At 60.8% G+C, this 19,038-nt stretch carries 15 protein-coding genes; 4 read left to right on the top strand and 11 right to left on the bottom strand.

Going from position 1 to position 19,038, the window contains the following annotated elements:
• Nucleotides 1–807: 807 nt before the first annotated feature.
• From pyrG to KX729_RS25240, 4 genes are all read right to left on the bottom strand, one after another.
• On the bottom strand, nucleotides 808–2,445 hold the full coding sequence (pyrG, locus tag KX729_RS25255; protein WP_312991938.1) for a CTP synthase: 1,638 nt from the start codon (nucleotides 2,443–2,445) through the stop codon (nucleotides 808–810).
• 126 nt (nucleotides 2,446–2,571) lie between these two features.
• On the bottom strand, nucleotides 2,572–3,036 hold the full coding sequence (gene secG, locus KX729_RS25250; RefSeq protein WP_219745252.1) for a preprotein translocase subunit SecG: 465 nt from the start codon (nucleotides 3,034–3,036) through the stop codon (nucleotides 2,572–2,574).
• Between the two features lie 93 nt (nucleotides 3,037–3,129).
• Nucleotides 3,130–3,900 (bottom strand): triose-phosphate isomerase, encoded by a 771-nt coding sequence (gene tpiA / locus KX729_RS25245; RefSeq protein ID WP_219745251.1) that lies wholly within the window; start codon nucleotides 3,898–3,900, stop codon nucleotides 3,130–3,132.
• A 141-nt stretch (nucleotides 3,901–4,041) separates the two neighbouring features.
• A complete protein-coding gene (locus KX729_RS25240) occupies nucleotides 4,042–4,926 on the bottom strand; it encodes an alpha/beta hydrolase (RefSeq protein ID WP_219745250.1) in 885 nt (294 codons plus the stop codon).
• A 196-nt stretch (nucleotides 4,927–5,122) separates the two neighbouring features.
• On the opposite strand from KX729_RS25240, the gene parE reads away from it, so the two are divergent.
• A complete protein-coding gene (gene parE / locus KX729_RS25235; RefSeq protein ID WP_219745287.1) occupies nucleotides 5,123–7,174 on the top strand; it encodes a DNA topoisomerase IV subunit B in 2,052 nt (683 codons plus the stop codon).
• A gap of 68 nt (nucleotides 7,175–7,242) precedes the next feature.
• Here the strand turns inward: parE and KX729_RS25230 are convergent, their stop codons facing one another.
• Nucleotides 7,243–9,792 carry an HWE histidine kinase domain-containing protein gene (locus tag KX729_RS25230; RefSeq protein ID WP_219745249.1) on the bottom strand — a complete coding sequence of 850 codons (2,550 nt, stop codon included), beginning with the start codon at nucleotides 9,790–9,792 and terminating at the stop codon, nucleotides 7,243–7,245.
• Between the two features lie 252 nt (nucleotides 9,793–10,044).
• On the opposite strand from KX729_RS25230, the gene KX729_RS25225 reads away from it, so the two are divergent.
• Nucleotides 10,045–11,262, top strand: a complete 1,218-nt coding sequence (locus KX729_RS25225) for an AI-2E family transporter (RefSeq protein ID WP_219745248.1) — start codon at nucleotides 10,045–10,047, stop codon at nucleotides 11,260–11,262.
• Here the strand turns inward: KX729_RS25225 and KX729_RS25220 are convergent.
• Complete coding sequence (locus tag KX729_RS25220; protein WP_219745247.1) at nucleotides 11,240–11,698, bottom strand: GNAT family N-acetyltransferase; 459 nt, start codon at nucleotides 11,696–11,698, stop codon at nucleotides 11,240–11,242. The genes KX729_RS25225 and KX729_RS25220 overlap by 23 nt on opposite strands.
• Nucleotides 11,699–11,819: 121 nt before the next feature.
• On the opposite strand from KX729_RS25220, the gene KX729_RS25215 reads away from it, so the two are divergent.
• Entirely contained in the window at nucleotides 11,820–12,242 is a 423-nt protein-coding gene (locus KX729_RS25215) for a hypothetical protein (protein WP_219745246.1), read from the top strand.
• Nucleotides 12,243–12,254: 12 nt separating this feature from the next.
• Here KX729_RS25215 and KX729_RS25210 read toward each other — a convergent pair whose 3' ends face one another.
• The 3 genes from KX729_RS25210 to KX729_RS25200 all read right to left on the bottom strand — a co-directional run bounded on the left by KX729_RS25210 (nucleotide 12,255) and on the right by KX729_RS25200 (nucleotide 14,884).
• Nucleotides 12,255–13,430, bottom strand: a complete 1,176-nt coding sequence (locus tag KX729_RS25210) for a DUF2336 domain-containing protein (protein WP_219745245.1) — start codon at nucleotides 13,428–13,430, stop codon at nucleotides 12,255–12,257.
• Nucleotides 13,431–13,681: 251 nt separating this feature from the next.
• Entirely contained in the window at nucleotides 13,682–14,296 is a 615-nt protein-coding gene (locus tag KX729_RS25205; protein WP_219745244.1) for a flavin reductase family protein, read from the bottom strand.
• 6 nt (nucleotides 14,297–14,302) lie between these two features.
• Nucleotides 14,303–14,884, bottom strand: coding sequence for a nitroreductase family protein (locus KX729_RS25200; protein ID WP_219745243.1), 582 nt, complete (start codon nucleotides 14,882–14,884; stop codon nucleotides 14,303–14,305).
• 157 nt (nucleotides 14,885–15,041) lie between these two features.
• Between KX729_RS25200 and KX729_RS25195 the strand changes: the two genes are divergently transcribed.
• Complete coding sequence (locus tag KX729_RS25195) at nucleotides 15,042–15,980, top strand: RgsD C-terminal domain-containing protein (protein WP_312991916.1); 939 nt, start codon at nucleotides 15,042–15,044, stop codon at nucleotides 15,978–15,980.
• A 14-nt stretch (nucleotides 15,981–15,994) separates the two neighbouring features.
• On the opposite strand, the gene KX729_RS25190 is transcribed toward KX729_RS25195, so the two are convergent.
• Together KX729_RS25190 and thrS are read right to left on the bottom strand one after the other, a co-directional pair.
• Nucleotides 15,995–16,837: a lysophospholipid acyltransferase family protein gene (locus tag KX729_RS25190; protein ID WP_219745241.1), complete on the bottom strand. Its 843-nt coding sequence runs from the start codon at nucleotides 16,835–16,837 to the stop codon at nucleotides 15,995–15,997.
• Between the two features lie 108 nt (nucleotides 16,838–16,945).
• Nucleotides 16,946–18,955 carry a threonine--tRNA ligase gene (gene thrS / locus KX729_RS25185; protein ID WP_219745240.1) on the bottom strand — a complete coding sequence of 670 codons (2,010 nt, stop codon included), beginning with the start codon at nucleotides 18,953–18,955 and terminating at the stop codon, nucleotides 16,946–16,948.
• Between the last annotated feature and the right edge of the window lie 83 nt (nucleotides 18,956–19,038).

The raw sequence follows: 19,038 nt of genomic DNA, 5'->3' as shown, positions 1-19,038 counted from the left end.
TCGGTTGGGAAAATCGGGGGTCTGAATTGAGCTTGTGCCGTATGGTACCCCCCTCTGCCCTGCCGGGCATCTCCCCCTCAAGGGGGGAGATTGGCTGGGGCACGACCGTCCCCCTTATCGAGCTTCTTCGTAGTGGCTATCGTGAAAATAGTGATTTGGAGCTTTGACATCTGAGATGGAGCATCAAATATCCATTTTTTGGGGAAGTCTGTGCTCCCAGCCAATCTCCCCCCTTGAGGGGGAGATGCCCGGCAGGGCAGAGGGGGTATTACGCGCGCACGCCATTCAATGTCACCCGCGTTGAAACCTGCCTCGGGGACAAACAGCATCCCCGCCCCAACATCTTCAATAACTTACCCCCTCACACATCCCCGCCCATCAAACCCATCCCATAATCCCCCCGCTTCCGTCGCCGGAGTGTTTCGCGAGACGTTCGCGGGCAGGCGGAGGTCGGCGCTTTCATCGGAACCGTAACGTGCGGGAAAGGTGGAAGAGGTGAAAGCCATGGAGCGACTGCGGAAACGTTGACGTTCCTATCAAGCATCCCCCTGGCCGCCAGGTCGGGTTCGGTTTGAGCCGTGCAAGCGCAGTAGCAATCCTGCGTGCAGAGAAGGCGAGGCAATCACCTGTAGGGGCCGGAAGCCCCGAAAGAACGCCGAAGGCCACGCGAATGCGGAGCCACCATTACTAAAACTACTTGAGGTTCCGCATTCGTGTGGGCTCTCCGATATTTGAAAAGCCCCGGCAGAAGACTGCGCGGGGCTCCGAAGTGTTGGCAAATAACAGCGTCGATCTGCCGGACGGTGATTATACCAACCGGCTCTGATCCACTGCGGCCTCGATGAAGCTCGAGAACAGCGGGTGCGGGTCGAGCGGGCGGCTCTTCAGTTCCGGGTGGTACTGGACACCGATGAACCACGGATGATCCGCATACTCGATCGTTTCCGGCAGCAAGCCGTCCGGCGACATGCCCGAGAACACCAGGCCGCAGCCTTCCAGCCGCTCCTTGTAATCGACGTTCACCTCGTAACGGTGGCGATGACGCTCGGAAATATTGGTCGAGCCGTAGATTTCGGCGATCTTGGTGTCTTTCTTCAGCGCCGCCTTGTAGGCACCGAGACGCATCGTGCCGCCGAGGTTGCCGGCTGCATTGCGCTTTTCTAGCTCGTTGCCCTTCACCCATTCGGTCATCAGGCCGACGACCGGCTCGGCGGTCTTGCCGAATTCGGTCGAGGACGCATTTTCGATGCCGGCGAGATGACGGGCAGCTTCCACCACTGCCATCTGCATGCCGAAGCAGATGCCGAAATACGGCACCTTGCGCTCACGCGCGAATTGCGCCGCGAGGATCTTGCCTTCCGAACCGCGCTCGCCGAAGCCGCCGGGCACGAGGATGCCATGCACCTTTTCAAGCCACGGTGCCGGGTCTTCCTTTTCGAAGACCTCCGACTCGATCCATTCGAGCTTGACCTTGACGTGGTTGGCGATGCCGCCGTGATGCAGCGCCTCGATCAGCGACTTGTAGGCATCCTTGAGGCCGGTGTATTTGCCGACGATCGCGATCGTCACTTCGCCTTCCGGCGTGTGGATGCGATTGCAGACCTCTTCCCAGGCTTCCAGACGCGGCTTCGGAGCGGGCTCGATGCCGAAGGCGGCCAGAACCTCGTTGTCGAGGCCTTCCTTGTGGTAAGCCATCGGCACGTCGTAGATGTTCGCCACGTCCAGCGCCTGGATGACCGCGGAAGCCCTCACATTGCAGAACAGCGAAAGCTTGCGGCGTTCGGCCTCCGGGATTTCCCGGTCGGCACGCACCAGCAGGATGTCCGGCGCAATGCCCATCGCCTGCAGTTCCTTGACGGAATGCTGGGTCGGCTTGGTCTTCAGTTCGCCGGCAGCCGGGATGTAAGGCATCAGGGTCAGGTGAACGTAGATCGCGGTGCCGCGCGGCAGGTCGTTGCCGAGCTGGCGGATCGCTTCCATGAACGGCATCGCCTCGATGTCGCCCACCGTGCCGCCGATCTCGCAGATGACGAAATCATAGTCGTCATTGCCTTCGATCACGAAATCCTTGATCTCGTTGGTGACATGCGGGATGACCTGAACAGTCGCGCCGAGATAGTCGCCGCGGCGTTCCTTGTCGATGATGTTCTTGTAGATACGACCTGTGGTGATGTTGTCGGTCTTGGTGGCCGAACGCCCTGTGAAGCGTTCGTAGTGGCCCAAGTCCAGGTCGGTTTCCGCCCCGTCGTCGGTCACGAAGACCTCGCCGTGCTGCGTCGGGCTCATCGTGCCCGGATCGACGTTGAGATAAGGATCGAGCTTACGAAGCCGAACCCGGTAACCTCGAGCCTGTAACAAAGCTCCGAGTGCCGCGGCCGCAATTCCTTTTCCGAGGGAAGAAACCACGCCGCCTGTGATGAATACATATCGCGCCATGGGAGTCACCGGATACCTTTTCATTGGTGATTCCGCCAGCCCAAATCGTCAGAAGACGAAAATCACCTGTGGAATCTTCACAAAATAAAACCGGCAGGCTTTTGGCCTGCCGGAGCTTGAAACCTTGACCGTGCCTTATTGGCCGATCGGAACACCCGTCGGGGCCGCGGGCTGAGCCGGTGCGGGAGCTGCCGGAGCAGCGCCACCGGTTGCCGGTGCAGCAGGAGCGGACGGGGCGGAAGACGCACCGGAACCGGTCGGTACGCCGTTATCGGACTGAGCTGGTGCCGGTGCGTTTGCCGGACCGAGCTGGTCGAGAATGCCGTTGCCCTGACCCTGCTGATTCTGCGGAATGCGGTTCAGGATGTCGCTCGGACGGCTTTCGAAACGGGCAAGCACGCCGAGTGCCAGCGACGTGATGAAGAACAGCGTCGCCAGGATCGCGGTGGTGCGGGTCAGCGCATTAGCCGTACCGCGCGCCGACATGAAGCCGGAACCGCCGCCGATGCCAAGGCCGCCGCCTTCGGAACGCTGGATCAGCACCACGCCGACAAGTGCCAGCACGATCATGAGGTGAATGACAATCAGAACAGTCTGCATATCAAAATCCATGCCTCCGCGGAGGAGACAACATAAGAGGTTGGCGGCTCTTTACATGAGAGCCGCACGGTTTCCAAGCCCCTATTGCAGGGCTTAAGCGGTCAGCGCCTCATACACGCCGTAGATGGCGAGGAAGTCCTTGGCTTTCAAGCTCGCACCGCCGATCAAAGCGCCATCGACATTCTCGATCGCCATCAGCTCGGCGGCGTTTGCCGGCTTCACGGAGCCGCCATAGAGGATACGCATCTTCTTGCCCTCATCGCCTAAGGCCTCGATAAGCTCGGCGCGCATAAACGCATGGGCAACCGCAACGTCGGCGGCGGTCGGCGTCAGACCCGTACCGATCGCCCAGACAGGTTCATAGGCGATCACGGTATTTTCAGACGTCGCGGTCATCGGTATCGAGCCGAAAATCTGCCGCTTCAGCACATCGAGCGTCTGGTAGGCGTCACGTTCGTCAGCGGTCTCGCCGATGCAGACGATCGCCGTAAGGTCTGCCGCATGCGCGGCTTCAGCCTTGGCGCGGACGAGGTGATCCGTCTCGGCATGATCGGTGCGGCGCTCTGAATGGCCGACGATGACATAGGTGCCGAAGCAGTCGGCGATCATCTCAGCCGAAATATCGCCCGTATGAGATCCGGAAGCCTGCCGATGGCAATCCTGTCCGCCGATCTGCAAGGGACTGTCGGTCGCCAGCGCCGTCGCAACATAGAGAAGCGTTGCCGGCGGGCAGATCAGCGTTTCGACCTTTTCGGACAAAGCGCCCTGGACGCCTTCGGCCATGGCCTTGATCTCGGGCAGGCTTTCGCGGGTGCCGTTCATCTTCCAGTTTCCGGCAACGAGCGGGCGCACGTCAGGCGTCATCGGCAGTGTTTTCCTCTCTTTTTTCCGGTTTTCAGCCTGAAAACCGGTCCTCCAATTATTAGGGGACCTGTTTAAACACATCCCGCCTGAATTGGTATGCTAAAGAGAGACCAAATGCACAACTTTGCCGAATGAACGCCGTCACCCGGCGCTCAGGAGAAAATTCAATGCCTTGCGCCAGTCGATCATCCGGATCGGCGTCCCATGACCGCCGGTCTGAAACAACGTGAACCGCGTCGGATAATTGGCAGCCTTCAGCTTGCGGTAGATCGCCGCCTGGTCCTCGGACTTGTAGACGCTGTCGGCGCTGCCGTGGGCGAAATAGATCGGCAGCTTCAGCTTGACGAGCGGCGTGGTCGGCAGGCCCGGATCCGGCGGCCCGCCAAGGATCGCCATGCCTTCGAGATAACGAACTGCTTCCTTGTCACGGCTGATATGCTGACAGATGATGCCGCCCATCGAGGCGCAGGCGAGGATGACCGGCCGACCGGAAGATCGCTCGAACGTATAGCGCAAAAGCGCTGCCACATCGGCGAACCCCTTCTCATCGAAGGACGTGATGCTCGGCGCATAATAGGTGCCGCCGTTGCCGACGGCGAGATTTTTCAGCCGGTTGAAATTGCCGCCGAACGTGTAGTCGTTGGCGCCCAGTCGTCGGTCGCCGCCGCGACCATGGATGAAGATCACCGTGAAGGCCGCGTTCTGCTGCGGTCCCACCCTGGTGACATCGATCTTGCGGCCACCGACCTGCAGCGTTTCGTTCTCCTGGTAGCGGCGCACATCCGTCGAGATATAGGCGTCCTTGACGCGCCGCTCCGGCTCGCGGTCGCGTCCGTTGATGTCGCGCATTTCCTGGTAGTCGAGGACTTCGTAGGCACCGCTATCGGCTGATTGCAGCACTGTCATACGGGAAAACAGGTCGTCCTTGTAAGGTTTGATCGGCCCTTCCTGCGCCAGCGCCGAACCGCCGGCCAGCGTCGTGAGGACTGCAAGAACCGTGCCGAAGACGAAATGAACTGTGGACATGCCTGCTTTCCTCGGTGTGCCTGCGGCGCTGCGCCTTGTCATTTGAGGCTCCGCGACGCATTGCTCGAAAACGGCCGTTTCCTTGCGGCATCGCGAAAACGCCGGATTTCTGGCAGAATCGCCGTTGATTCGAAACAGCACAGAGATGGGTATGGCATCTTCCTCCGCACCCCGACAGGTAGTATCGACGCAGCCGATGGATGACAATAACGACCTTTTTGGCGATCTTCCCGCGACCCAGAAGCCGGTAGCGGTGGAGCCCGCGCCAGCCATCGTGGCCGAACCGTCCACGCCGCGCCCTGCCCCAACACCGGTGACCGGTGACGATTACGGCGCCTCCTCGATCCGCGTTCTCGAAGGGCTCGAACCGGTGCGCATGCGCCCGGGCATGTATATCGGCGGCACAGACGAAAAGGCGATGCACCATCTCTTCGCCGAAGTCATCGACAATTCGATGGACGAAGCCGTGGCCGGTCACGCGAACTTCATCGATGTGCATCTCGATACCGAAGGTTTTCTGACCGTCACCGATAACGGCCGCGGCATTCCGGTTGAAAACCACCCGCAGGTACCCGGAAAATCGACGCTCGAAGTCATCATGACGAAGCTTCATGCCGGCGGTAAATTCGACGGCAAGGCCTACGAGACCTCCGGCGGTCTGCACGGCGTCGGCGTTTCCGTCGTCAACGCGCTGTCCGACCTGCTTGAGGTCGAGGTCGCCCGCAACAAGAAACTCTATCGTCAGCGCTTTTCGCGTGGCGTCCCGCAGGGCGGCCTGGAAGAACTCGGCGACGTTCATAACCGCCGCGGCACCCGTGTGCGCTTCCATCCCGATCCGCAGATCTTTGGCGACCACGCGAGGTTCGATGCGGGTCGCATCTTCCGTATGGCGCGATCGAAAGCTTATCTGTTCGGCGGTGTTGAAATCCGCTGGAGCTGCGATCCAGGCGTCGTGCCTGCCGATGGCGACATTCCAGAAAAGGCCGTTTTCCATTTCCCCGGCGGCTTGAAGGACTATCTCGGCGCCACGCTCGGCAAGGAATTCACCGTTACCCGCGAAATCTTCGCAGGGCGCACGGAAAAGACCGGCGGCCATGGTGCCATGGAATGGGCGATCACCTGGTATGGCGGTGATCCGCAGGTTCACTCCTACTGCAACACTATCCCGACCCCCGAAGGCGGCACGCATGAAGCGGGTCTACGCATCGCGCTGACCAAGGGCCTGAAGAATTACGCCGAGCTGACGCAGAACAAGCGGGCCAAGGAAATCACCACTGACGACGTGATGATCTCGGCGGTCGGCATGCTGTCTGTCTTCATCCGCGAGCCGGAATTCGTCGGCCAGACCAAGGACAAGCTCGCCACCGTCGAAGCGCAGCGCCTCGTCGAAAACATCCTGCGCGACCCCTTTGACCATTACCTCGCCGGCAATCCCAACGAGGCTGCAAAACTTCTCGAATGGGTGATCGAGCGCGCCGAAGAGCGCCTGCGCCGCCGCAAGGAAAAGGAAGTCAACCGCAAGACGGCGGTGCGCAAGCTGCGCCTGCCCGGCAAGCTTGCCGACTGCTCGCAGAACACAGCCGAAGGCGCCGAACTCTTCATCGTCGAGGGTGATTCGGCAGGTGGCTCCGCCAAGCAGGGGCGCAACCGCGCCAACCAGGCAATCCTGCCGCTGCGCGGCAAGATCTTGAACGTCGGCTCGGCCAGCCGCGAAAAACTTTCCGCCAACCAGCAGATCGCCGACCTCATCCAGGCGCTTGGCTGCGGCACGCGGACGAAATACCGTGAGGAAGACCTTCGCTACGAACGCATCATCATCATGACCGATGCGGACGTCGACGGCGCCCATATCGCCTCGCTGCTGATCACCTTCTTCTACCAGGAAATGCCGGAGCTCATTCGCGGCAATCACCTCTATCTCGCCGTGCCGCCGCTCTATTCGCTGCGTCAGGGCGGCAAGACGGTCTATGCCCGCGACGACGCACACCGCGCCGAATTGATGGAGACGACGTTCAAGGGCAAGAAGGTCGAGATCAGCCGCTTCAAAGGCTTGGGCGAGATGATGGCGGCTCAGCTGAAGGAAACCACAATGGACCCCGCGCACCGCACCCTGCTGCGCGTCGGGATCGACGAAGTGGATTTCGAGGGCACCCGCGAGGCGGTCGACAATCTGATGGGCACCAAGGCGGATGCCCGCTTCCGCTTCATTCAGGAACGCGCGGCTTTCGCCGACAATCTCGATATCTGAATCAGATCAAGCTCGCGTCCAGGTGTCAAAATCCGGACGCGACGATCTCCTCCAATGCCGATCAAGTATCAGCTCCGCCCGGCCAGAACTTTGGTGACTGCGCCGATCAGCGCAGTTGCCTCATAAGGCTTTCGCACGACCGGCGCCGAAAAGCTCGCGGGTATGATGGAGCGGTCGCTATAGCCGGTGGCGAAGATGAACGGCACGTCACGGCGCAACAGTTCCTCGGCAATCGGCAGTGACGTCCCGGAACCGAGATTGACATCGAGGATCGCTACATCAGGCGTAAAATCCTTGAGCCGTCGGAATGCATCCGCAGCGGACGGCGTCGTCGTCACCTTCTCGATCCCGTGGTCCGCCAGCATCGCCTCGACATCGGCGGCGATCAGCATCTGGTCTTCGACGAGCAGCAATTCGAGGTCCGCAAGCCGTGGAGCGCTCATTTCCACAGGAGCAGGTACATCGTGGGTGATGACTTCGGTTTCCGTCGCGTCGTCGTCACGATGGATATGTTTGGAAGGAACCAGGAAGCGTGCCCTGACACCTTCCGGCGGATAGTCCACCTTGGCTGCGCCTTCCAGTTCGTAAGGAACGCTGCGGCTGATCAGCACGCTGCCGAAGCCCGTACGCGTCGGGGCCTTTGCCGGAGGGCCGCCGTTTTCGATCCAGAATATCTCGCAGTCGCCGTTTTCCAGCCGCGACCATTCGATATCCAGTTGCCCGCCGGTAACCGAGAGTGAGCCGTATTTGGCGGCATTGGTCGACATCTCATGCAGCACCAATGCCATGACCGAGAAGGCACGGCTGTCCAGCCAGATACGCGGTCCCTTGAAGGTGACGCTGCGGGTCCCTTCGCTGTAGGGCCTCAGTTCGGCCTCCAGAAGATCGGAGAGCACCCCGCCATCGCCGCCGCGCACCACCTGGTCATGCGCGAAGGCGAGCGCCTGGATACGGCCCTTCAACGAGCCGATATAGTCCTTGAGGCTGATATCCGCATCGACAGAATGGCCGACCAGCGCCTTGATCACCGAGAGGATGTTCTTGACGCGATGGTTCAGCTCTTCGTTCAACATGCGCTGGCGCACGTCGGCCTTGCCGCGCTCGTCGGCAAGCAGTTCGTTGTGGTGCAGGACGATCTCTACCAGAACGGCGCGGATCGCATCGGCGATTTCCCGGTCGGCATCGGTCCAGGGCTGCGCCTGGTGATGAACCGCTTCCTTCCAGATCGCAAAGCTCTTGCGCGGCGTCAGCCTGTCGCCCAGCGGGCCGGTTTCGTATAATTTTTCCGGATTGCCCGCCCAGTTGAGTGTCTGCACCACTTCGCGTCGGAAGAAGAAGAGATAATCGCGCGGTCGCTGCGACAGCGGTATGGCGAGCACGCCCGCGACATTCTCGGGAGAGATCCGCGAAGCCGGCAAATCGCCTTCCATCTGGTGAGTGGACCAGACCCGCCCGCCTGCCACGGCGCCGACCAGATCGGCCAGTTCGGAGATCAGGCCAGTCGGCGGCACAGTCCCCTCGCCGGCCCAGACCTCGTCCAGCCAGAGACCTATACCGTCGCAGGGAAGCATCCGGCCGAAATCCGCCAGCGAACTGCGCAGCAATGCGCCGATATCCGCATGATGGGCGGCAACCTGCAGGAAGAGGTCCAATGAGCGACGCGCCTGGCCTGCCGTCTCCATCAGCTGCCGCTGTTTCAGGGCGCTGAGATGCAGGGAGAAGAACTCGCCGAACGTCTCGGCGGCAATCCGCTGCGGCAGGGAGAGTATCTTGGGCGAATAGTGGTGGCAGGCGATCAGCCCCCAGAGTTCACCTTCCACCACGATCGAAATCGACATGGAGGCCGCGACACCCATATTGCGAAGATATTCGCAATGAACAGGGGAAACGCTGCGCAGATGCGCAAACGAAAGGTCGAGCGGGTTACCCGATTCGTCGAATTCCGGAATGATCGGCACGCGCGGATTGCTCGCATCCGAGATCACCCGGACGGTATTCTTGACGTAGAGCGCCCGCGCCTGTTTCGGGATATCGCCGGCGGGGAAATACTGCCCCTTGAAGCTTTCGAGGTCGCGCCGCTTATATTCGCTAATTACCTTGCCGGCGCCGTCCTGCTCGAAACGGTAGATCATCACCCGGTCATAACCCAGCATGGCATAGATCAGCCGGGCCGAACTCTCGATCAGCTTATCGAGGCTGGTCATGTTGCGGATGCGGCTGATCAGCATGCGCGCCACTTCGAGCGGCTGATCGTTATCGACCGATGCGGGCTCGAACTCGAGGATCACTTTCGATTCGAAACGATGGATGGAAGCATCGAAGCTTTCGCCGTTCAGAAGCTTCAGACCGTGCCGCAGCGCCGGGCGAGCAGGGTCGTCGGACGTCGCCAGCGCGTTGCGCAGCGTATGCGCAGCATCGCCTCCGACGATCTCCTCCAACCGGCGACCGATGATGTCACCATTTATCGACAGCATCTCGGGCACATTGCCGGAGCAGTGCAGGATGATCGCGCCTGCGGCATCGCAGGCCAGGAGACATCCGTGAGGCTGGATGCTGCCGGGAATATGGATCGGCTCGCGGTCGCAATTGGTAAGATCGACCGTATCCATAGGAGGCATGTCGCAAGGTTCCTTGAAGACAATACGCACCGGGGGCAAGGCACGTGACGCTTCGGTAGTCCACGGAGGCTCCAAGGAACCTCATCGAGAAGGTTTAGATTCTAAGTCCGGCTCCACCGGCAGTGATTTCATATTTCTATCGCATCTGCCGTCTAGGGCAAGAAGTAAGCTTCCTTTTAATGGGTCACTGGTTAGTCTTGTACCGGGGAGCCTGATACGCCATATGATGGCGGAAACCGAAAAGGATACCAGGTGGGCGGAAACAGTGATCGCAACGGGCCTAAAGAGCCGCGCTGGCTAGGACCGGTCGCGCCGAGCAGGGTCGCGTTGATTCCGCCGATTTCGGCCGCACGCTGGCTTCTGATTTTGATCGTCGCCGCCGGGATTTATTTCTTCCATGGTTTCATGGTGCCGGTTCTCGCCGCCCTCGTCATCGGCTTTGCCAGCTGGCCGCTCTACCGCGAACTGCTTCGCCATGTGCGCGGCAACACGACGATCGCCGCGTCGCTGGCTATCATCTTCATCCTGACCTTCCTGATCGTGCCGATCGGCATTGCGATTTCCTACACGATCGGCGAAGTGCGCCAGTGGATCGTCTGGGCCGCGGAAGTGAACCGTTTCGGCGCCCCGCCGCCGGCCTGGATCACCGGCCTGCCCTGGATGGGCGAATGGCTCGGCGTCCAGTGGATACAGCGCGTCGGCTCTCCCGGCGCAATCGGCGAGCTGATCCAGATCGTCAGCGGCGCCAATATCGGCAACATCTACAGGGCCATTCTGGCCGCAGGCGATGGTGCTTTCCATCTTGCGCTGACGCTGATCTTCATGCTGATCGCGCTCTTCTTCGTCTTTCGCGACGGTGGCTCCTTCAGCGAGCAGATCGACCTGCTTGGCGAACGCATCCTCCCGTCGCGCTGGAGCCGTATTTCCCGCGTCGTGCCCGCAACGATCAGTTCCACGGTGACCGGTCAGACTCTGATCGCCATCGGCGAAGGCATCGTGCTCGGCATCGCCTACTGGCTGGCCGGCGTTCCCTCGCCCGTGACGCTAGGCGTGCTCACCGGCATTATGGCGCTTATTCCGGGCGGCGCACCGCTGTCCTTCACGCTGATTTCCTTCTACCTCGTCGCCAATGGCGCCTATGTCGCCGGTGCGAGCCTCTTCATCTGGGGCACGGTAGAGCTCTTCATCGTCGACAAGACCCTGCGTCCGCGCCTGGTCGGCGGACCGATCAAGCTGCCCTTCCTGCCGACATTCTTCGGTCTTGTCGGCGGTGTCAGCACCATGGGCTTCCTCGGCCTGTTCATCGGCCCTGTCCTGATGGCGCTGATGGTGTCGATCTGGCGCGAATGGATCCGTGAAGTGAAGATGGCCGACAGTTCGGAAATCGAATCTGCCGATCTCGCCAAGGGGCCTACCGCAACAGACCTCCCACCCGACGTTCCCGTCGTCAGGAAAGTCTCATCTCCATGAAGATGCTGAGCGGATCGGGACTGTAGCTTCCGAAAGCTTCGATCTCGACAAAGCCGTTCGCCTTGTAGAGGCCGATCGCCTGCGGCTGGTGAATGCCGGTTTCGAGACGAATCGCGAAAAGGTTCAACTCCCGCGCCCGGTTGACGATCACCTCCATCAGCCGCTTGCCGAGCTTCAGGCCCCGCGCCTCCTGGTCCACGAACATGCGCTTGATTTCCGCGGTCCCATCGCCGCTTTCGACAAGCGCGCCGCAGCCGAGAATGTCGTTGCCGCGACGGGCAACGAAGAACGAGGTATCCGCGCCTTCCAGCGTCGATATGTCGACCATGTGATTGCTTTCGGCCGGGTAGAGCGAAGCAGCATAAGCGTCCGAGAGTTCAAGCAGGCGAAGCACGCCCGGCTGGCGTGGCGGTTCAAGCGCAATGGTCACGGTCATGGATGCATTCCGGAGAAATATCGTATCGGCTGACAAGCTATAGGATCGTATCGCAGTGCGAAACCCGCCTTGGTGGCGTCATGATTGCCGGGTTTAAATCCCATTGAAACCAGGGAACGACATGAATCCAGCTCTTATCGTGATGACCATACTCGGCTGCAACGACGCGGTCACCGATTGCAAATATATCGCCACGGCCGAGCAGCGCTGGCCGACGATCGAAATGTGCGATTCGGTTTCCGAGCAGCAGCTTTCCGGTTACGCAAACCAACCTTATCCGATGATCATCGCCGTCTGCCAGAAGCCGGAAGCGACCGAGATCGCCAAGGCGCCGGTGCCGCAATCGCGTCCCGAGATTCCCTCTGCTTCCACGGCGGTCGAGCCGCCGGTCACCCCGCAGGAAAAGGAAACGCTTGCCGGTCGCGCTATCGAGCGCGTCAAGAACGTTCTGCCGACCACCGAGGGCGTGAAGACGCTGATGACCAAGCCGGTGCGGCTCGTCGAGGACGGCTATTCCTGGGTCGCAAAGAAATTCAGCCGATAAGTCGCACAGCGCTCAAGCGGCCAGCGATACGTCGCTCGCATAGGAACGGGCGCTGACGCGCATTTCCAGGCGGTGAAGCTTCTCGACCATGTCGAGCAGTTCGGACACAGCGCCGTCCCGTGTCATCTCCGGAGAGAAGCGTTCGAGAAGCAGTGCCGAGATGCTGTCGAGCGTCCCCGCTGCAGAAGCCTTGCGCCAGAGGAAGACCGCTTCGACGAAAACTGCCGCTATATCGCGTCCGAGGCCGGAGGCCTCGAACAGCGCGCGAACGGCATGCATCCGCCCGGTTGCCAGAATGCTGCGCACCCGGCGGTCGTCGAGACCGGAGAGCGACATCATCGCGCCAGCGAAGAAATCCACTTTGCCCGTGCAGAGCGCATGGATGAGGAAGGCAGGCGTCAGACGGCCGTCGGTGCGAAGATGGTCGACGAGGCCCGGGATTTCGTCCTGCGCAACCGTTCCGGCAATCGTCACCGCCGCCGTCTCGCGGGCTTCCCGCGTCAGATGATCTATGCGGGAAGCTGCCATCGTGGTGCGTACCAGGCCGGAATTCGTCAAGGCAGCGGTGATATGGCTGACCAGCATATGCCGGGCATCCGCCGGCAGGCTGTCCCGCTCCAGGAGTAGATTACGAACTTCGCAGCAATGACCGAACCGTTCGGCGATCCGCCGCAAGGAAATGCGCGTGATCGAGGCGTCGACATTCTCCAGAAGAATGCAGATCTCCGCTTCATCGCCGATTTCGGCAATCGCAGCAGCTACGCCGCGCGACAGATGCGGGCGGGAGGCAATCAGCCCGCGCGTCAGCCCGTCGCTGCGGCCTGCGAGATCGACGAGGTCGCCTTCCGTCAGTACCGGCGAGCGGGCGATCACCGTGCAGGCGATTTCCGGCTGGTCTTCCGCAAGCGATACGATGACGGCGCGCGGCGCTTCATTGGCATCCGCAAGGCCTTCGGCAAGCGCCAGGCGAACCCGCGGCGACGGGTCGTCGAGCAGATAGGTCATTGCAAGCGATGCGGCACGCTGCTGTTCGCCGTCCATGCCGGAATGAAGGAAGGCGCGTGCAAGCGCATTGGCCGCCTTGGCGCGGTCAGTCACCCTTGCCGTTTCCGCCCAGCGAAGAAAAGCCTCTACGATCACACTCGGCCCCGATACTACATCGCCAGTTTTGACCGGATTTCGGTCCATTGCTTTATGACTGGCTGAGATCAGGCTAAGTCGAAAAAGTTTAAGATTGGTTCACCACGTTTCTTAACGGGGGCGAAGTGTTTGAAATCGTGAAAGCCGGCGCATTTTGAGCCGGCTATGCGCTTCCAGATGACAGTCTTTACCGGAGCATGTCGGTTGCCTGCCACCGAGTCGCATCAACAGGCATTTCCCAAAACACGTTCGCCGGCACAACATGCGGCGAACGGGAATCACGGATATGTTGAAGAACCTCAGCCGCCGGCGCCTGGTGGCCGCGTCATCTCGAAAACATCCGAGCCACCATCGGCGTAGTCTCGATACCCCATGCGGGCGATCGGCCGTGCGAGGCCCATGTCGATCCGGCCGTCACGAAGGATCTCTTCGCTGATATGGATGCCGATAACCTGGCCGATGACCATGAAGGATTCGGAAGCAGCGCCGTCCAAATCTTTCGGATTGACGACATCCGTCACCCGGCATTCCAGCACGGTATGAGCTTCTGCCACATACGGCGCATCGATCAGCTCAGCCATCTTTGCGGTCAGGCCGGCAATCTCGAACTCGCTGACGCCGTAATCGACCGGCGCCGACGACGCGTTGACATGTTCGGACAGATGCCGGCTTGCAAGGCTTGCCGTGAAGACACCGGTTTCCTCGGCATTCCGCAGGCTGTGCTTGCGGCCTGCGGAGGAGAACATCACCATTTTCGGCTTGTCGGAAATGATGTTGAAGAACGAATAGGGGGAGAGGTTCAACGAACCGTCCCTGCCCTTCGTGCCGATCCAGCCGATCGGACGAGGTGCTACGATCGCCTTGAACGGATCGTGCTTCAGCCCATGCTGGTTGGTGTCGGTGGTGTAGAACATCGGCGATCAGTTCTCGCCGATATAGCTGACGATCTGCCAAAGCTCCGGCCGCGGGCGATCCGGCGTCGGGAAATCGCTCGAACCGATATGGATGAAGCCCGCGACCTTCTCGCCTTCCTTGACGCCGAGCAGCGCCAGCGCCTCGTCGTCATAGGCAACCCATTCGGTACGCCAGTTGGCGACGAAACCATGGGCGCTCGCCGCCATGACCATGTTGAGGCAGACCGCGCCGGCTGACAGCACCTGTTCCCATTCCGGGATTTTGGCATGCGGAGCGGCCGTGCTGATGACGCCGACGACGAGCGGCGCGCGACTGAAGCGGATAAGCTCGGCTTCCTTCGCCGGGTCGGTCATATCAGGCGCCTTTTTCGACGCGATCGCCAGAAACTGCTCCCCAAGCGTCTTGCGCACGTCGCCGCGATAGACGGTCAGGCGCCACGGGGCGATCTTGCCATGGTCCGGAACGCGCGTCGCAAAGGTGAGAATCGCGTCCAGCTCTTCCTGCGACGGTCCCGGTTCCTTCATCTGGGCAACCGGGGTGGAATGCCTGTCGCGCAGGAAATCGATGAGCTTAACGTCATTTTGCATGATCAAATCTTTCAATCGGAGCTGGATGCGTTGGGGAGGTCTTGAAATTGCCTTGCCGTTGGTCTTCAAGTGACCTTTCAGAAAACAAGAGTCAACCGGTACACAACAGATGTCAGGTTCTTCCTCCGCTGTCCGCTGGATCTTCGCCGGAGCCATCATGCTCGGCTGTGCATTCGCGGCTTCGGCTCAAGAGGACGCGTTCAAGAACTTCAAGCAGCTGGACAGTACCGCGAAGATGCCGAAGCTCAATGCCTTCTCGGCGCTTCCCGGCGGACCGCCCGGCATCATCGCTAGGGACGTCTCCTTCGACGCCAAGCTGACCAAGGATGGCGACGTCATGCAGGAAGGCCTCGTCTGGCGGGTGTTCAGCCCGTTGGCGGGCGAAGACGGCAAACTGCCGCTGGTCGCCAGTTCCGAGGGCGGATCGGCCGCCTTCCAGCTTGCCCCGGGTGACTATTTCGTCAACTGCGCCTTCGGCCGCGCCGGCGTCACCAAGAAACTCACCGTCCCTGAAACTGGCAGCGTTACCAAACAGACGCTGGTGCTCGATGCCGGCGGCTTCGTGCTGAACGCCGTCTCCGGTACCGACCAGCGAATTCCGCCCGCTCAGCTCAGCTTCTCGATCTACTCCTCGGAAGTACGCGACCATGGCGACCGCGCGCTGGTCATGGCCGATGTCAAGCCCAGTACGATCGTGCGGCTGAATGCCGGCACCTATCACGTCGTCTCGGAATATGGCGACATCAACGCCGTTGTTCGCGCCGATATCCAGGTCGAATCCGGCAAGCTCACCCAGGTGGTGATGCAGCACCGCGCCGCCCAGATCACGCTGAAGCTCGTCTCGCAGCCCGGCGGCGAAGCGATCGCCGATACGGCCTGGTCGGTGCTGACGGCTGCAGGCGACATCGTCAACGAAAGCGTCAGCGCGTTTTCGACCATGGTCCTGTCGGAAGGCGAATATCTCGCCGTCGCCCGGAACAAGAACAAGATCTACCAGCGCTCCTTCACCGTGAAGGCAGGCCGCAATACCGAGGTCGAAGTGCTGCTGCGCAATCCGGCCCAGGTCGCCAATACCACTGCGACCGATCGCAACTAGGCGCGATATCTCATTTAAGCCCTACGTCTCTGGCGCTCTTTCACCTGCTCCCGCCGCATGCGAAAAACCGCGTCATAGAGCGTGACGAGCAAGTCCTTACGATCGGTGATCGCGGACATCTCATCCCAGGTCATCATCGTGCCGACATGGGCGCGGATCGTCGAGCCGGAAAGCCGCTTGAATTCGCGGATCAGAAGCGACAGGCGCAGCGTCAGCGAAATCCGGCTGACGATATGAAAAAGCGGACCGTTCTGCCCTTCGAAATAGATCGGCACAACATTGGCGCGGGCGGCATGCACGAGCTTTGCCGGAAAAATCTTCCAGGGCAGGTCTTCGGCGCGGCCGAAACCCTTTTTAGCTGTCGCCACTCCGCCACCCGGAAAGATGATGATCGTCGTGCCTTCCTTCAGAAGCCTCACCGCCTCGTGACGAGTCTTCAGATTGAGCGCCACCGCCTCCTTGGTCTCCTCGAAGGACACCGGCAGCGAATAAGGCTCCATTTCCGGCACCTTGAGCAATTCGCTATGGATGAGAACGCGGAAGGGCCGACCAAGCTGCTCGGCGATTGCCAGAACAGCAATGCCGTCACCAATGCCGAAGGGGTGATTTGCAACGATGACCAGCGGCGCATCGCCAAGGCCCGGCGGCGGCCAGTCTCCGACGATATTGAGACGGACGTCGATGAGGTCCAGCATCTTGCCGAACACCCGGTCGCTCTTGCCGATGATATCCGTCCGCCAGATATCGTAGAGCCGCGCATAACGGTCGCGACCCGAAAGGCCCTCTATTGAACGGATGAGCCAGCGCTTGATGCGCGGGTCCCGTTCACTGGCATAGGAAAGCTGATCAAATCGCAAGGCTGTCTCCGCGGAATATGACCGCGCGATGACATTGTCACCGAATTGTTGCGTCGACATGACAGCCGAAAACGGCGCCCGGATCACTCCGGACGCCGTCTCTTAAAATCAGGCAGCCTTGGCGGCCTTCTTGGCTTCCTGCTTGCGCAGCACATCCGGCGGCGTCGCCTCATGCGAGAGCGAGGCGATCGCCTCGTCCAGCGTCATTGAGGTCTGTGCCTGGGAGCCGAGGCGGCGGATATTGACCGAACGCTCTTCCGCTTCCTTCTTGCCGCAGACGATGATGACCGGCACCTTGGTGACCGAGTGCTCGCGGACCTTGTAGTTGATCTTCTCGTTGCGGAAATCGGTCTCGACGACCATGCCCGCATCGCGAAGCGCTTCCGCAACCTCACGGCCGTAATCGTCCGCATCCGAGGTGATCGTCGCAACGACGACCTGGGTCGGGGCGATCCACAGCGGCATATGGCCCGCGAAGTTCTCGATCAGGATGCCGAGGAAACGTTCCATCGAGCCGCAGATGGCGCGATGGATCATCACCGGCTGAGTCTTTTCCGAGTTTTGGTCGATATAGAACGCGCCGAACCGCTCCGGCAGGTTGAAGTCGACCTGCGTGGTGCCACACTGCCATTCGCGACCGATCGCGTCCTTCAGCGTATATTCGAACTTCGGACCGTAGAACGCGCCCTCGCCCGGCAGAATGCCGGTCTTGATGCGTCCGCCGGACTGCGCCTCGATCGTCTTCAGGACGTCCAGCATGACGGATTCGGCACGATCCCAGAGCGCATCGGTGCCGACGCGCTTTTCCGGACGGGTGGAAAGCTTCACGACGACTTCCTTGAACCCGAAATCCTCATAGACCGACAGGATCAGGTCGTTGATGCGCAGGCACTCGGCCGCCATCTGGTCGTCGGTGCAGAACACATGCGCATCGTCCTGCGTGAAGCCGCGTACGCGCATCAGGCCGTGAAGCGCGCCGGAAGCCTCGTAACGATGCACCAAGCCGAACTCTGCGAGACGGATCGGCAGTTCGCGATAGGACTTCAGGCCGTGCTTGAAAATCTGCACGTGACCCGGGCAGTTCATCGGCTTCAGCGCGAAGACGCGGTTGTCCGCTTCCTCGTCCTTCGGATGCGTGAAGGCATAAGCGGATTTCACCGCGAACATGTTCTCCTGGTACCAGCCCCAGTGGCCGGAAGTCTCCCAGAGCGAGGCATCTAGAACCTGCGGCGCGTTGACTTCCTCATAGGTGCCGGCCAGCCGGCGACGCATGTAGGAGACCAGCGACTGGAACATGCGCCAGCCCTTGCCATGCCAGAATACGACGCCCGGGCCTTCTTCCTGGAAATGGAACAGATCCATTTCGCGGCCGAGCTTGCGATGGTCGCGCTTCTCCGCCTCGGCCAGAACGTGCAGGTACTGGTCGAGCTCTTCTTGGCTCGCCCAGGCCGTCGCGTAAATGCGGGTCAGCATCGCGTTGTTCGAATCGCCACGCCAATAGGCGCCGGCAACTTTCATCAGCTTGAAGGCCGTGCCGATCTGGCCAGTGGAGGCCATATGCGGGCCGCGGCAAAGATCGAACCAGTCGCCCTGATAATAGATCTTCAGGTCCTGATCCGCCGGGATCGCATCGATGAGCTCGACCTTGTAGTCCTCGCCCTTCGCAGCAAACACTTCCTTGGCCTTGTCGCGCGACCAGACCTGCTTGGTGAACGGCTTGTTGCGACCGATGATCTCCTTCATCTTCGCCTCGATCTTTGGCAGATCTTCCGGCGTGAAAGGAGTCTCGCGCGCAAAGTCGTAATAGAATCCGTTCTCGATCACCGGGCCGATCGTGACCTGCGTACCGGGCCACAGCTCCTGCACGGCTTCTGCCATCACGTGGGCGGCGTCGTGCCGGATCAGCTCCAGCGCCTGCGGGTCGGTGCGGGTGATGATCGCGATCGTGCCGTCAGTCACCGGGTCGGTGAGGTCCTGCACGGTGCCGTTGATCGACACTGCGACAGCCTTCTTGGCAAGCGACTTAGAAATGCCTTCCGCGACGTCACGGCCGGTCGTGCCGGCGTCGTAAACACGGACGGAGCCATCGGGAAAAGTAAGGGAAACGGATTGGGACATGTCTTTCTCCTGTCCAGTCCCGCCAACGAATGCGGGTGGTGTTGGAATAAATATGGGAACGCCTCGGGCGAAAAATCAGCCCG

The sequence above is a fragment of the Neorhizobium populisoli genome, assembly GCF_019430945.1.
Classification (GTDB): Bacteria; Pseudomonadota; Alphaproteobacteria; order Rhizobiales; family Rhizobiaceae; genus Neorhizobium; species Neorhizobium populisoli.
The sequence above is the reverse complement of the archived record's forward strand: the minus strand, read 5'-3'. Positions and strand labels throughout refer to the sequence as shown.